This is a genomic window from Gemmatimonadaceae bacterium (genome assembly GCA_020852815.1).
In the GTDB taxonomy this organism is placed as follows: Bacteria; Gemmatimonadota; Gemmatimonadetes; order Gemmatimonadales; family Gemmatimonadaceae; genus SCN-70-22.
Genome location: JADZAN010000024.1, coordinates 202,204 through 215,824 on the forward strand (window position 1 = coordinate 202,204; position 13,621 = coordinate 215,824).

A 13,621-nucleotide genomic window follows, 5' to 3' on the forward strand; every position below is an offset into this window, starting at 1 on the left:
CCCGGAGCACGCCGCAATGCGCACGCCGAACGCCCGAACAACCCTTGCCGTCCTCGCCACACTCGCCGCGCTCGCCGCGGCGAGCGTGACCCTCGCGCCCGCCGCTCGCGCGCAGGGCTTCCCCACCGACGACGCGGTGATTCGCCGCATCTGGGACGAGGGGATGACCAACAAGTCGCAGGTGGCGCGCCTGGCGCAGGTCCTGATGGACTCGATAGGCCCGCGCCTGTCCGGCTCCCCCGCCTTCCTGTCGGCGACCGACTGGGTGTCGGCGCGCTACACCGAGTGGGGCGTTCCGGTGCGCAAGGAGAAGTACGGGACGTGGACCGGGTGGAAGCGGCGCTACTCGCACATCGACCTCATCGCCCCGCGCGAGCGCACGCTGGAAGGGATGATCCTCGCCTGGAGCCCGGCGACGACGAAGCCGGTGGAGGGCGACGTCGTCGTCATTCCCGAGTTGGCCGACAGCGCGGCGGTCAAGGCCTGGCTGCCTAACGTGAAGGGGAAGTTTGTCCTCCTCTCGGCGCCGGAGCCCACGTGCCGCCCCGACGAGAACTGGGAACGGCTGGCGCGGGCGCCCTCGGTGACGGCGATGAAGGCGGCGCGCGATTCGTCCAAGCGTTTCTGGAACCAGCGCGCCCAAAAGCTTGGCAGCGACCCGTTCCCGCTCCTCGATGCGAGCGGTGCGGCGGGCGTGGTGACGACGCTCTGGTCGGCGGGATGGGGGGTGAACAAGGTGTTCAGCGCGCGCACGAAGAACGTCCCGGTGATGGACCTGAGCTGCGAGGACTATGGGCTGCTGCACCGCCTGGCGGCCAACAACCAGGGGCCGAAGATGCGCCTCGATGCGCGCGCCGAGAACCTCCCGGATGCGCCGATGTTCAACGTGGTGGCCGAGCTCAAGGGGACGGAGAAGCCTGACGAGTACGTCTTGTTAGGCGCGCACCTCGACTCGTGGGACGGCGCCTCGGGGGCGACCGACAACGGGACGGGGACGGTGATGATGATGGAGGCGATGCGCCTGCTCAAGGCGGCGTATCCCAATCCCAAGCGGACCATCCTGGTGGGGCACTGGGGAGCGGAGGAGCAGGGGCTGATTGGTTCGCGCGCCTTCGCCGAGGATCACCCCGAGGTGGTGAACGGGCTGCAGACCGCGTTCAACCAGGACAACGGGACGTGGCGCATCGAGTACATCCGGATGATGGGACTCACCGGGGCGGCGCAGCACTTCGGGCGCTGGTTCAGCGCGATTCCCTCGGAAATCGAGTCGCTGATCGATCTCGACATTCCCGGCGTTCCCGAGACCGGCGGGAGCGACCACATGTCGTTCCTGTGCGCCGGCGCGCCGTCGTTCCGGTTGCAGTCGAATTATCCTGACTATCGTCAGTACACCTGGCACACCAACCGCGACACGTACGACAAGCTGATCCTGGACGATCTGAAGAACAACGCGACGCTGGCGGCGATGCTGGCGTACCAGGCGTCGGAGGATCCGGAGCGCGTGGGGCGCGACAAGCGCGTGAACAAGACGGCGGCAGGGAGCGACGTGCCGTGGCCGCGCTGCCCGCAGGCGCGGCGCACGCCGCCGCAGCGTTAGGCGGAGGGGAGGAAACCCAACACGAGGAGCGCGGCCGCATGCGAGACGACGGCGTCACCAGGCGAGACTTCCTCAACGGCGTGAGCATGGCCGTCGGCGCGTCGATGCTGGCGCCGTGGGGCGACCTCATTGCGCAGGGGTGGGACTACGGCGCCGACTACTATCCGCCGGCAAAGACCGGGCTGCGCGGGACGCACGATGGGGCGTGGGAGAACATGCACGCCCGCGTGGCGGGAAAGACGTGGAAGCGCGGCGCCCCCGAGGAGCAGTACGACCTCATCGTCGTTGGCGGGGGGATCAGCGGATTGTCGTCGGCGTTCCACTTCCGCAAGCAGCGGCCCAACGCGCGCATCCTCGTCCTCGACAACCACGACGACTTCGGCGGGCACGCCAAGCGCAATGAGTTCTCCATCAACGGCGAGACGCGCATTGGCTATGGCGGGACCGAGTCGATCGACACGCCGTCGGCCTACACGGCGGTTGCGCGCGAGACGCTCAAGGAGATCGGGATCGTCACGCAGCGCTTCTATGACTACTTCGACCAGACGCTCTACGCCAAGCTGGGGCTGAGCAAGTCGATCCTCTTCGACCAGGAGAACTTCGGCGTCCGGAAGCTGGTGACGGGATACGGGAAGGTGTCGTGGGAGGAGTTTGCTAGGAACGCCCCGCTCAACGACCAGGCGCGCGCCGACTTCATCCGCGTGCAGACGGAAGAGAAGGACTACCTTCCCGGCCTGTCGCGCGAGGAGAAGTATGCGAAGCTGAGCAAGGTGAGCTACGAGGCGTGGTTGCGCGACACCTGCAAGGTGGACCGCCAGTTGCTCGAACTGTATCGCAAGTTCGGGATCTCGTTCTGGTGCGTGGGGATCGACCAGATTCCCTGCACGTCGGTGCACGAGTACGACGGCGGGATGCCGGGGCTGGACCACACGCTGCCGCGCTTTGGGCACCGCGGCGACGAGCCCTACATCTTCCACTTCCCCGACGGCAACGCCTCGGTGGCGCGCTCGCTGGTGCGCGCGCTGATCCCGGCGGCGATGCCGGGGACGACGATGGAAGACCTGGTGACGACGCGCGCCGACTATGCGCAGCTGGACCGGAAGGGGGCGCAGGTGCGCATCCGCCTCAACAGCACTGCGGTGCACGTGGCGCACGCCGTCAGCCGCAAGGCGGTGGACGTCACCTACGTCACCAGCACCGGCGGGGCGCACACGGTGCGCGCGCCGCGCGTCATCCTCGCCAGCTACAACATGGGGATCCCCTACCTGTGCCCCGAGCTTCCGGCGGCGCAGAAGAAGGGGCTGAGCTACGGCGTGAAGGTCCCGCTCACCTACACCAAGGTCCTCGTCCCCAACTGGCGGGCATTCGCGCGGCTTGGGACCGACTTCGTGTACTACACCAAGGACTTCTTCAAGCAGGTGGAGCTCGACTACCCGGTGTCGATCGGGAAGTACAAGCGTTCGCAAACGCCTGACGACCCGATGGTGCTGCACATGTGCTACGTGCACCTCGACCCGGTGAAGACGGGGCCCGAGGGGTGGCGCGAGGGGCGGCGCAAGCTGATGGAGACGTCGTTCGCGCAGTTCGAGTTCCACGTGCGCGACCAGCTCGACGCGGCGCTCAAGGGCGGTGGCTTCGACGCCGAGCGGGACATCAAGGCGATCACGGTGAACCGCTGGCCACACGGGTATGCGTACTCGCCGGGGTTGCTGTGGGAGCCGCCCTACGCGTCCGAAGCAGAGAAGCCGTGGGTGATCGGGCGGCAGCCGTTCGGGCGCATCGCGATCGCCAACTCCGATGCCGGCGCGCAGGCCGACACCAACTCGGCGATCACGCAGGCGGCGCGAGCGGTCGGGGAGGTGCTGGCGGCGGTGTAGGCGCAAGGTCGCGCCCGCTTTCCGCCGGTTGTCGCGCCGGCGCCACGCGTTGACAAGGCGCGCGTGGGAGTGGATAACTGATGCCCCGCCCATCATGCTCGTCACGCCACTTACGTGGGAGTCCAGACATGCTCGAGTTCGCCCCGATACTCGCCGGCGCCGTGGCCGGGCGCGCGAGCGCGTTGCTCCTGACGGAACGCCATCGTGCCTGGTCGTGGTGCGCCGCCGCGCTCGCCGGCGTGGGGGTGAGCGTCCTGGCCGGCGAACCCGCCATCAGTGTCGTCTTTCCAGCCGTCGACGCGCTGCTGGGGTGTGCCGGCTACCTGGCCGCACGCGTCACGGAGTCGGCGCTACGCGCCTATCGCACGTCGAACAGGTAGCTGCTCATGAACTGCAGCGTCGCTTCCGACTCGGCGACGCGGTAGGCCAGGAGGTCGCCCGTCGTCACCATCCCCACGAGTCGTCCTTCGTCGACCACGGGGAGGTGGCGAATGCGTCGCGCCGACATGAGGGCGGCGCACTCGTCGATGCCGGTGTGCAGCGGCATCGTGACGACGTCGGACGTCGCGACATCGCGCACCATCGTGTGCGCCGCATCGCGCCCCGAGGCCACCACGCGGCGCAGGATGTCGCGCTCGGTGAAGATGCCCACGATGCGTTCGTCGGCATCGAGCACGACCACCCCGCCAATCCCGCGCCGGTTCATCAACTGCGCCGCTTCGAGCACCGAGGCGTTGGGGCCAACGGCATGAACGTCGCCGCCCTTGCGGTCGATCAAGGCCTGGATCGTGGGCATCGCGCAGCCTCCGTTTAGGGGTGAAACGATGCTACAGTCGTGGTGGGGCTGGCGCCAGAGGCGCGGCGCGGCGCCGGGGCGCGCCGCCGACGGGGGACGGGGGACGGGAGACGGGAGTTCGGTGGCGCCCGGGTGGGGGTGGTGTGCGGGGGGGAGGCGCCGAGTGATGTGCGCAACACGCGGGGCGCCCCGCTCCACTCAGCGACTCCCGCGTCGACGCGCAGCGTCGCGCAGCCTCGCGCGCCCGCATGGACCATCGTTCCGCCGAACAACAGATTCCACCATCGCACTCGCCCCACCACCCGGCGTCGCGCAGCGACGCCACTCCCGTCTCCCGTCTCCCGTCTCCCGTCCCGTCTCCCGTGTCCCCTCCCCGCCTCATCACCGGTCTCATCCTCACCCTCCTCTCCGTCCGAGCCGCCGCAGCAGCTTCCCCGCAGTCCGTCACCAGGGAGTCTTTCGGCACCACGCGCGCCGGCGACGCGGTGGATCGCTACACGCTGCGCAACGCGCACGGCGTCGAGGTGCAGGTGATCACATACGGGGCGATCATCACCTCGCTGCGCACGCCGGACCGGGCTGGACGCTTCGACGACATCGTCCTGGGCTTCGACCGCCTCGCCGACTACGAGGAGAAGTCGCCGTACTTCGGTGCCGTCGTGGGACGCGTGGCCAATCGCGTGGCGCGCGGGCGCTTCACGCTCGACGGCAAGGAGTACACGCTCGCCGTGAACAACGGCCCCAACGCGCTGCACGGCGGGCTGAAGGGCTTCGACAAGGTCATCTGGCGCGCCGAGTCGTTCAAGAATGATACGAGCGTCGGCGTGGTGCTGACCTACACGAGCAAGGACGGCGAGGAGGGGTATCCGGGCACGCTGGCGGTGCGCGTGACGTACACACTCACGCAGCACGACGCGCTCGTCGTGGATTATCACGCCACGACCGACAAGGCGACGCCGGTGAATCTGTCGCAGCACACGTACTGGAACCTGGCGGGGACCGGGCCGGGGCGCGCGCCAAACGCTCCGCTGCTGGACGCCGGTGCCCACGTGTTGACGATCCATGCCACGTCGTACACCCCGGTCGACTCGACGCTGATCCCGACCGGTGAGATTGCCCGCGTGGCTGGGACGCCGTTCGACTTCCGCACGCCGACGGCGATCGGCGCACGCATTGGCGACAGGCACCAGCAGTTGCGATTCGGCGGCGGTTACGACCACAACCTCGTTCTCGACCGCGCCGTGCGCGACGGCAAACGCACGGCGATCCGCGTGGAGGAACCAACGACCGGTCGCACCCTCGACATCGCCACCACCGAGCCCGGGGTGCAGTTCTACAGCGGCAACTTCCTGGACGGAACGCTCACCGGGAAAGCAGGCCGTCGCTATGCGTATCGCGGGACCGTGGTGCTCGAGACGCAGCACTATCCCGATTCGCCCAATCATCCCGGATTTCCCAACACGATCCTGCGTCCGGGCCAAACGTTCCGAAGCCGGACCGTGTTCACATTCGGCGTGAAGTCGTAGCGCCAAGCCAGCGTCCTACCTCGCAGTTGTCCGGAGTGGACGGGGGATTGAGCCGGCCGCTCCCCTTCCGCCCCCCCCCGGCCGCGCCCCGCGCGGCCACTCCCGTCTCCCGTCTCCCGTCTCCCGTCCCCCGTCCGCCCTTGATGCGCCCCCTCCGCACTCTCGCCGCACTCACCCTCCTCGCCCTCGCTGCAGCCCTCGTGTTGTATCTCAAGCACAACCCCGAGACCGCGATACTCGACGATGCGGCGCGCCGTTCGGCGCCCGGCAAGTTCGTGCAGCTGGCGGATGGCGTCACGCACTACGATGTCACGGGCCCCGATGCCGGGCCCCCCGTCGTCCTCGTCCACGGCTTCTCCGTCCCCTCGTACATCTGGGACTCGACCGTGGTCGCGCTCAGCCGTGCAGGTTACCGCGTCATTCGCTACGACGTCTATGGGCGCGGTTGGTCCGATCGTCCCGATGTGGCGTACGACGGCGCGCTCTTCGACCGGCAGCTCGATGGGCTCCTCGACTCATTGCACGTGACGGAACCCGTGCACCTGATGGGGCTCTCGTTCGGCGGCTTCGTCACCGGGCACTTCGTTCCCGGCCATCGCGCGCGCGTGCGCACGCTCACCCTGGTCGACCCCGTGGCGTCGTCCACGCCGGTGCCCTCGTTCATGGGATGGCCCGTCGTCGGTGACTGGATCTGGCAGGTGACGCGCGTCCCCGGGATGGCCGACAACCAGGCATCGGACTTCCTCCACCCCGAACACTGGCCCGACTGGGCCGACCGCTACCGCCCGCAGATGCAGTACAAGGGGTTCGGGCGCGCGCTGCTGCGGTCGGGGATGACCTCCGGGCGCACCAACTACGACTCGCTGTACGCCGCCGTGGGGAGGAGCGGCGTACCGGTGTTGCTCATCTGGGGGCGACAGGACCAGACGGTGCCGATCGAGAAAGCCGACGTGCTCAAGCGCGCCATTCCGTCGCTCGAGTTCCTCGCCGTCGACTCGGCGGGGCACCTTCCGCACATGGAACAGCCATTGCTCGTGCACACGCGCATGCGCGCGTTCCTGGGGGCGCATGACCTGCCGTCCGCGTCACCCGTCGCGTTCGACAGCGCGGCGGTGAGGCGTTAGGCGACCGTGTGCGCACGCGCCCGTGTGCGCATGCGCCCGTGTGCGCATGCGCCCGTCGCAGCATGCAGCTGCCGGTGGTCGCGATACGGCGACGCCCAGAGTTCTACCGCGCCCCCGTCCTGGGCACCAGCGCGACGATCCGCACCGGTCCGCCGGAGCCGCCTTCGATCTTCATCGGCAGGGCGATCACCGTTGCGCCCCTGACCGGAAGCGCCTCGAGGCGCGCGACGTTCTCCAGCCCGAGGACGCTCGCCGCCGAGGCGATCTGGTGGACCTTGAAGTCCTTGCTGGGGCCGTAGTCGATGGAGGCGACATCCGCGCCTAACGCGGTGACCTTGCGTTCCCGCACGAGGAGCGTCGCGGCGTCGACGCCATAGCTGGGGAAGTGAAGCTTCGAGGCGTCACCAGGCGTGTCGTCGCCCAGGTACGCCTTGGCATTCGGCCAGCGCACGCCCCACCCCGTGCGGAGCATGACGAAGGCACCACGCGGGATGCGACCGTTCTTCCGTTCCCACGCGAGCACGTCGTCGACGGTGAGGCGGTAGTCGGCATCCTTGGCCGCTTTCGCGCTGATGTCGATGACGACGGCGGGAGCGATGAGCTGCTCGACGGGGATACGGTCGGCGGTGAGTCCCCCCTTGTGGAAGTGAATGGGGGCATCGAGGTGAGTCCCCCCGTGCTCGGGGGCGGCGAAGGTGTACGACGAATAAAAGTAGCCGCCAGGCGTGTCGCCAAAGGCGACCTCTTGCAGCTGGAAGCCCGTCTTCGCCGTCGGCCAGTAGAGCGTCTTGGCATTGAGCGGGTGCGTGAGGTCGACGACACGATAGCGGGTGAGGTCGATGGCCTGCGCGTGCGTGGAGATTGGTGCGGTGACGGCGAACAGGGCGGCGAGGGCGAGGCGTTTGGGCATCGGCGATCACTCGGGAAGGGAGGGCGCGTGCTTCTGCTGGAGAACGCGGAACTCCACGGGGTGGTGTGACTGTCGCGCTGAACCTTCATCGCGCGCCTCGATACTCCGTTTAACTCCGTGTTCCCTGCGGCACAAGAACCTGCGGTTCTTCGTCGATCCGGCACCACAGCGAACCTCGGAAAGGGCGCCCGACTTGACAAGTGCCAAGCCCTTTCGCCGCAGGGAACGCTGGGTTTCGCGGAGTGCAAGCGAACCTGCGATATGTGGCGATCCTTCAGTCCAGCAAGCCCCCACCCCTCGACCGCACGATCGTGTCGCAACGATTGCCGCCGCGCGCTCGGCACCGCATCTTCGCCAAACCCCTTCCCAACGCTATGGCACTCGATCCCGATCCCTCGCGCGACGCCCTCTCGCGCCGCGCCGCGATCACCCGCCTCGCCGCGGGCGTCGTCGCCGCCCCGGCCATCCTGCGCGGGCGCTACCCGCTCTTTCGCCCGCATGATGCGCGCTACGCCATCGAATACTCGGCGCGCGCCATCAAGCTGGTGCAGGAGTCGGTCGTCATCGACCTGCTCAACCAGTTCCGCTTCGCCGACTTCGCCGAGAAGCCGCCCAAGAGCCAGCTCTGGCTCAGCAAGCCGCGCAGCATGACGCCGGCCGATTGGGAGGTGTATCGCACCAGCGGCTACACGGTCATCTGCCTTGGCCATGCCCCGCGCGACTACGCCGACGGGCTCCGCTTCTTCGCCGAGTGGAACGGCTTTGTCGCCGAGTACCCGGAGTGGTTCGCGCGCGTGGATGATGCGCGCGACTTCGAGGCGGTGAAGAAGGCGGGGAAGGTGGGGATCATGATCACCTTCCAGAACTCCGATCACTTCCGCGCGCCGGACGACGTCGACCAGTTCTACTCGTTAGGGCAGCGGCTGTCGCAGCTGACGTACAACTACCAGAACCGCATCGGGAGCGGCTTTCTGGAGGAGCGCGACGGCGGGCTCACCGTGTTCGGCAAGTCCATCGTGCAGCGCATGGAGCAGGTGGGGATGGCGGTGGATGTGTCGCACTGCGCCGACCGCACCACGCTCGACACGCTCGATATCGCCAAGCGACCGGTTGTCTTCTCGCACGCGAGCGCGCGCGGGCTCATGCCCGACCATGCGCGCTGCAAGACCGATGAGATGATCACCAAGATGGCGAAGACCGGCGGGGTGATGGGAATCCCGTTCCTGCGGATGATGATCTCGCCCACCGAACCGACCACCATCGAGCACGCGCTCAACCACTTCGACTATGTGCGCAAGCTCGTGGGGGTCGAGCACCTGGCGATGGGGAGCGACATGGACGTGGTGGGGAATCCCAACCCGGTGAACGGGGCGGGGCAGGGGAACCCGGCGACGCCTAACTTCGAACGGTATCACCTGCACGTCGGCGAGAAGGGGGAGTGGCTGCTGACCGTGCCGGGGCTGGATCATCCCAAGCGGACCTTCGACGTCGTCGAGGGGCTCATCCGCCGCGGCTACACCGACCAGCACATCGCCATGGTGCTGGGCGGGAACGCGATGCGCGTCTTCCGGAATCTGTGGGGGCAATGATGCGCGCCTCGGGGACCTTCACGGTCAAGCTCACGCCGCGGGCGGGCGATGCGTATGTCGACGGGAAGTCGTTAGGGCGCCTGACGATCGACAAGGTTTTCGAGGGCGACCTGTCGGGAACGAGCGTGGGGCAGATGTTGAGCGCAATGTCCGCGGTGAATGGATCGGCCCCCGACTCGAGGACCGACGGGCTGGAGTGGTTGCACGGGCACATGCAGATCATCATCGAGGGCGGGGTGCACTCGTATGTTTTCTAGCATGAGATCGGGGCGGGTGGCGCGCCGGCGGGGTTCGCGGGCAATGGCAAGCTCCATCGACCAGTTGTCGCAATCAGTCCCCGCCCAGGCATCGCTGCAGGAGGTCGGCGATACCAAGTATCGCCGCCCAACGCGTCAGTTCCGTGCGATCAAGCTTCGATTTCTGCAGCGCGACGATGGCGAGGACGTCGCGCCATTGCCGATCCGACGTTTCTCCACCGCGCCGAAACCATTCCAACTTGCGGAGGATGGTGTGCTCCGCGGTGTCGAACCAGAGACTGAGCGGAGGGTCCTCCCGCACCAGGACGGCAATGCGCGTACGTAGCCGCTCACCTTCAAACGCGTCCGACCCGGCCATGAAGAAGTCGATCTTCACGCCAGCCAGCATAGGAACGGCGTTGAATGACTCGTGAGTACGTATGGCATCGCGTGCGGCCTCCTCATCCACATAGTAGTCGGGGCGCAGGGCAGGGCAGCACACACGCGATCGACCTTCTCGAGCGGGATGTCGGCGACTATGTCCACATCCATGGTCGCGCGAGGCTCACCGTGAATGGAACTCGCGAGCGACCCCCCGATGACATACGGGATTGCCGCGGACTGCAAACGTGTCGCAACGTCAGCGGCGATCGCGAGTACGTCGGGGAGCTGTTCAGGGCTCATGGCGCGATGTCGAGTACACCCGAGCCGTCAACTCCGGTCCGAGCCGACGTTTGATGGCCGCCAGATGCAGCTCGGCGGCGGTCATCCACGGGTGCCGTCTCCGCAATCCTTCGCGCTCCAGCCAGAGCACTGCGCGCGTGAGGGAAGCGGCTTGCGCAAGCCGCGCAGCGGGTGTCATGGACCGCCAGATCGCCAACTGTGCATCGGTGGCGTCCAGTGACGTGTCAGAGGAGAGACGATGCGTCATACCATGACAATCTGAGGTCGTCCGAGGGCACGCGCCACCGCTGGAGGCGCTACTTCTTCGCTGTCGCCGAAGCGGGGGTGTACGCCGTCGCCGTCACCGGGTCAGCCGGTACAGCTCGACGAACTCGACATCATCCTCGTCGCGGCGGACGCCGAGGATCCAGTCGCGCCCGGCGTCAAAAAGGCGAAAGCGAACCGGCAGGCGCAACTGCGCGAGCCAGTCACCGGTCGCGGAGTAGACCTGCCAGGTGGTGGCGCTGTCCGGCGATGGGTGCAGGGTGCCGTCGACCGACTCAGCGGGATCGTAGGAGCCCACCCACAGCTCACCGGTCGTTCCCGCGACGAGACGTCCGATCTGCGGACGCACGCGCGCGAACTCCGTGCGCTCGCGAATCTCGCGACGATAGCCGGCCGCACGCGGGTCGGGGTTCGCCTTGTCGATTCCGGCGAAGAAGCGATCACGATCGCTTTGGGTGATCGCGGCGGTGCGGGCATCGGGGCGCCGGATCTCGAGCTGCGGTTTTCCGTCGGCGAGGTAGCAGCGCACGATGTAGTCGCTCGAGGACGACTCGCAGAAGCGATTGTCAAAGACCGCGAGCTGCAATCGCGCCGCATACGCCACCGCGGTGGGCTCGCCCGTGCCTCTGCGGTTCACGGTTCCGGCAGCGACGCGTCGCAGCGAGTCGGTGCGAGACGCCGACACGCGCACGAGCATCGCGTCGATGGCGCTCTCGCCTGACGGAGCCCGTTCGAGCGGATCGGGATAGAAGTAGCCGAACGTGGCGCCATCGCCAAAGTAGCCGGCGACTTCGAGGCGACGCCCAAACGCCGACGTGCGAGGGATCGTGCGTACAAACTTGCCATCCGGCCCGAACAGCTGTCCGATGCCGGCGGCATCCATACCGAGGATGGAGTCGCGCAGTGCATATGCGCGCCAGAGCACGGGGAACTCGCCCGGTCCGCGTCCCTTGCGACCGACGGACTGCAGGTGCCGACCCCTCGAATCGAAGAGCCGCAGCTCCGCCTGCCGCATCGCGGCCACGACGATGCTGCCTCTCGGCGTGCGAAAGGTCGACGCGACCATCGAGAGTTCCTGCGCGCCGGAGTCCGCTCCGCCGATGGAGACGGTGGGTTGGGCGGAGAGCACCCAACGTTGTTGCGGCTGCGCGCTCAGCGGGTAGTTGCGGGTGCGAGGCTGGGCGCTTACGCTAGTCGCGATTGCCGGCGCGAGCGGCAGAAGGACGAGAGCGAAGGCACGGCGTAGCCGCGCGCGCTCAAGCCAACGCGCGGCGCGCGTGAGGGCACCGGCTTGCGCAGGCCTCCCGGCAGAAGGCTTGGACCGCCAGGCACCTAACTGCGTGTCGCGGGGGGGGGGGACGTATCGGAGGATGAGGAGTGGGGTCATGCCGTGAGAATCTGAGGTCGTCCGCGGGTGTGCGCCACCGCTCGGTGCGGCCGCGACACTGCGAACTCGACAACGGCCAGCTATGTTGTTGCGTCCGGTGAGCCACAGCTCAACTCGACGATCAGGAGGGCGATGAATGTCCGACATCATCAACTGGCGCGCTCCCGCCTTCCTCTCGGCGCTCCTCCTCGCCGCCACTCCCCTCCACGCGCAGTTCATCAAGGGGACGGTCCGCGACAGCGAGACGCGCGCCCCCGTGCGCAGCGGCTTCGTGGTGCTCCTCGACTCCACCGCGGGCGTCGTGATCGGGACCGCGGTCGACTCGCGCGGGCGCTACACCATCGCCGTCCCCGAGGGCGGGGTGTACGCCGTCGCCACCAGCGGGACCGGCTACGTCACGAACATCTCGACCTGGATCGCGATGGTGGCGACCGACTCGTTCGAGGTCGACGTCAAACTCGCGCGTGCAGTCAACACGCTCGCGCCGATGGTCATCGAGGCGCAGCGTGACTCGCTCCGCAACATCGGCATTCCCGGGTTGATGTCCAGGATCGTCGCCGGCACCATCGTCACGCCGGCCGAGGTGGCGATCGCGGCGCAGACGGCCGTGTCGCCGTACGACGTGCTCCAGACGCTCAACATCGCGACGCTGGAGCTCAAGACCATGTACCTCGACGGCGAAAGGCAGGGGGAACGCCATATTCACGGGGGGATGTATCGCTGCATCGCCTACCGCCGCACGGGCGGGTGCGTGACGGTGGTCGTGAACGGGCAGCGCTACAGTTCGCGGTCGGACCTGGTGGAACTGGATGGACTGTTCGGCGCGACCGACATCTCGTACATGGTGTTCCTGCGGCCGAGCGAGGCGGGGCTGCTCTACGGCGAGGAGACGACCAACGGGGTGCTGGTGATTGTGCGCAAGGGGCAGCACTGAGGCAGCCGGGTGCGCGGCTGGCTCTGGCGCACTTGGAGGGCTACACTCCACGACATGACTGTCCGCGAGCAGGTAGGCGCAATGCGCGAGGAGATTCTCCGGGTCGCCGAAGCACACGGCGCTCGTCACGTGCGCCTGTTCGGGTCCGCCGCTCGAGGGGAGGAGTCGATCGGCAGCGACGTGGATCTGCTCGTGACCATGGCGCCGGGACGTACGTTGCTGGATCTGGCGCGGTTGGAGGAGCGATTGGAACGTCTGCTGAATCGCCGAGTCGACGTGGTGCCGGACACAGGTTTGCGGGAGCCGTTTCGTACCACCGTGCTTCGGGATGCGATGGATGTCTGACGCGCGGGAGATCTCGATCGAACGGCTCGCGCACATGGTCGAGGCGGCGGACGCCATCGCGTCGTACGTCGCTCGCGGTCGCGAAGTCTTCGAGGCCGACTCGGCGGTGCGAGATGCCATCCTGTTCCGCATTGTGGTGATTGGCGAAGCGGCCAAGGCCGTGGCGCAGCGCGATCCAGAACTCGCCTCCGAAATGTCGGAGGTGGAGTGGTCCGCGTTGGCGCGGATGCGGGACCGCATCACGCATCAGTACTGGGCCGTCGACACCCAGATCGTTTGGGACACGGCACGGGATGACCTGCCGCTCGTGCGAGACGCGATCGCTGGCGCGCTGAAGCGATTGTCCTGACGC

The 13,621-nt window shown here is 67.6% G+C and carries 14 protein-coding genes; 10 read left to right on the forward strand and 4 right to left on the reverse strand.

Going from position 1 to position 13,621, the window contains the following annotated elements; translation table 11 throughout:
• The first annotated feature begins 16 nt into the window (after window positions 1–16).
• From IT359_14110 to IT359_14120, 3 genes are all read left to right on the forward strand, one after another.
• A complete protein-coding gene (locus IT359_14110; GenBank protein ID MCC6930114.1) occupies window positions 17–1,597 on the forward strand; it encodes a M20/M25/M40 family metallo-hydrolase in 1,581 nt (526 codons plus the stop codon).
• On the forward strand, window positions 1,552–3,474 hold the full coding sequence (locus IT359_14115) for an NAD(P)-binding protein (GenBank protein ID MCC6930115.1): 1,923 nt from the start codon (window positions 1,552–1,554) through the stop codon (window positions 3,472–3,474). Before IT359_14110 ends, IT359_14115 begins: the two co-directional genes overlap by 46 nt.
• Before the next feature lie 128 nt (window positions 3,475–3,602).
• Window positions 3,603–3,854, forward strand: coding sequence for a hypothetical protein (locus IT359_14120; protein ID MCC6930116.1), 252 nt, complete (start codon window positions 3,603–3,605; stop codon window positions 3,852–3,854).
• Here IT359_14120 and IT359_14125 read toward each other — a convergent pair.
• On the reverse strand, window positions 3,833–4,270 hold the full coding sequence (locus IT359_14125; GenBank protein MCC6930117.1) for a CBS domain-containing protein: 438 nt from the start codon (window positions 4,268–4,270) through the stop codon (window positions 3,833–3,835). The genes IT359_14120 and IT359_14125 overlap by 22 nt on opposite strands.
• Before the next feature lie 362 nt (window positions 4,271–4,632).
• Between IT359_14125 and IT359_14130 the strand changes: the two genes are divergently transcribed.
• Both IT359_14130 and IT359_14135 read left to right on the forward strand, forming a co-directional pair.
• Window positions 4,633–5,796, forward strand: a complete 1,164-nt coding sequence (locus tag IT359_14130) for a galactose mutarotase (GenBank protein MCC6930118.1) — start codon at window positions 4,633–4,635, stop codon at window positions 5,794–5,796.
• A 140-nt stretch (window positions 5,797–5,936) separates the two neighbouring features.
• Complete coding sequence (locus tag IT359_14135; GenBank protein MCC6930119.1) at window positions 5,937–6,920, forward strand: alpha/beta hydrolase; 984 nt, start codon at window positions 5,937–5,939, stop codon at window positions 6,918–6,920.
• Window positions 6,921–7,023: 103 nt separating this feature from the next.
• On the opposite strand, the gene IT359_14140 is transcribed toward IT359_14135, so the two are convergent.
• Window positions 7,024–7,830, reverse strand: a complete 807-nt coding sequence (locus IT359_14140) for a cyclase family protein (GenBank protein ID MCC6930120.1) — start codon at window positions 7,828–7,830, stop codon at window positions 7,024–7,026.
• Between the two features lie 374 nt (window positions 7,831–8,204).
• On the opposite strand from IT359_14140, the gene IT359_14145 reads away from it, so the two are divergent.
• Window positions 8,205–9,419, forward strand: coding sequence for a membrane dipeptidase (locus IT359_14145; protein ID MCC6930121.1), 1,215 nt, complete (start codon window positions 8,205–8,207; stop codon window positions 9,417–9,419).
• A complete protein-coding gene (locus IT359_14150; GenBank protein MCC6930122.1) occupies window positions 9,416–9,676 on the forward strand; it encodes a DUF3224 domain-containing protein in 261 nt (86 codons plus the stop codon). Before IT359_14145 ends, IT359_14150 begins: the two co-directional genes overlap by 4 nt.
• 73 nt (window positions 9,677–9,749) lie before the next feature.
• Here IT359_14150 and IT359_14155 read toward each other — a convergent pair whose 3' ends face one another.
• Both IT359_14155 and IT359_14160 read right to left on the reverse strand, forming a co-directional pair.
• A complete protein-coding gene (locus IT359_14155) occupies window positions 9,750–10,052 on the reverse strand; it encodes a hypothetical protein (GenBank protein MCC6930123.1) in 303 nt (100 codons plus the stop codon).
• Window positions 10,053–10,679: 627 nt separating this feature from the next.
• A complete protein-coding gene (locus IT359_14160) occupies window positions 10,680–11,732 on the reverse strand; it encodes a hypothetical protein (GenBank protein ID MCC6930124.1) in 1,053 nt (350 codons plus the stop codon).
• Window positions 11,733–12,126: 394 nt separating this feature from the next.
• Between IT359_14160 and IT359_14165 the strand changes: the two genes are divergently transcribed.
• From IT359_14165 to IT359_14175, 3 genes are read left to right on the forward strand one after another with little or no spacing between them, the layout of a single operon-like run.
• A complete protein-coding gene (locus tag IT359_14165) occupies window positions 12,127–12,924 on the forward strand; it encodes a carboxypeptidase regulatory-like domain-containing protein (protein MCC6930125.1) in 798 nt (265 codons plus the stop codon).
• A 54-nt stretch (window positions 12,925–12,978) separates the two neighbouring features.
• The gene (locus tag IT359_14170; GenBank protein ID MCC6930126.1) at window positions 12,979–13,269 is read left to right on the forward strand and encodes a nucleotidyltransferase domain-containing protein; all 291 of its coding nucleotides are present in this window, start codon (window positions 12,979–12,981) and stop codon (window positions 13,267–13,269) included.
• The gene (locus IT359_14175) at window positions 13,262–13,618 is read left to right on the forward strand and encodes a DUF86 domain-containing protein (protein ID MCC6930127.1); all 357 of its coding nucleotides are present in this window, start codon (window positions 13,262–13,264) and stop codon (window positions 13,616–13,618) included. The genes IT359_14170 and IT359_14175 overlap by 8 nt, the downstream gene beginning before the upstream one ends.
• The last annotated feature ends 3 nt before the right edge of the window (window positions 13,619–13,621 follow it).

What these genes read in the sequence shown, in the direction of transcription:
- IT359_14140 (MCC6930120.1), bottom strand. Translation starts at nt 7,830, where the DNA reads ATGCCCAAACGCCTCGCCCTCGCCGCCCTGTTCGCCGTCACCGCACCA.
- IT359_14150 (MCC6930122.1), top strand. Translation starts at nt 9,416, where the DNA reads ATGATGCGCGCCTCGGGGACCTTCACGGTCAAGCTCACGCCGCGGGCG.
- IT359_14125 (MCC6930117.1), bottom strand. Translation starts at nt 4,270, where the DNA reads ATGCCCACGATCCAGGCCTTGATCGACCGCAAGGGCGGCGACGTTCAT.
- IT359_14120 (MCC6930116.1), top strand. Translation starts at nt 3,603, where the DNA reads ATGCTCGAGTTCGCCCCGATACTCGCCGGCGCCGTGGCCGGGCGCGCG.
- IT359_14170 (MCC6930126.1), top strand. Translation starts at nt 12,979, where the DNA reads ATGACTGTCCGCGAGCAGGTAGGCGCAATGCGCGAGGAGATTCTCCGG.
- IT359_14110 (MCC6930114.1), top strand. Translation starts at nt 17, where the DNA reads ATGCGCACGCCGAACGCCCGAACAACCCTTGCCGTCCTCGCCACACTC.
- IT359_14165 (MCC6930125.1), top strand. Translation starts at nt 12,127, where the DNA reads ATGTCCGACATCATCAACTGGCGCGCTCCCGCCTTCCTCTCGGCGCTC.
- IT359_14175 (MCC6930127.1), top strand. Translation starts at nt 13,262, where the DNA reads ATGTCTGACGCGCGGGAGATCTCGATCGAACGGCTCGCGCACATGGTC.
- IT359_14145 (MCC6930121.1), top strand. Translation starts at nt 8,205, where the DNA reads ATGGCACTCGATCCCGATCCCTCGCGCGACGCCCTCTCGCGCCGCGCC.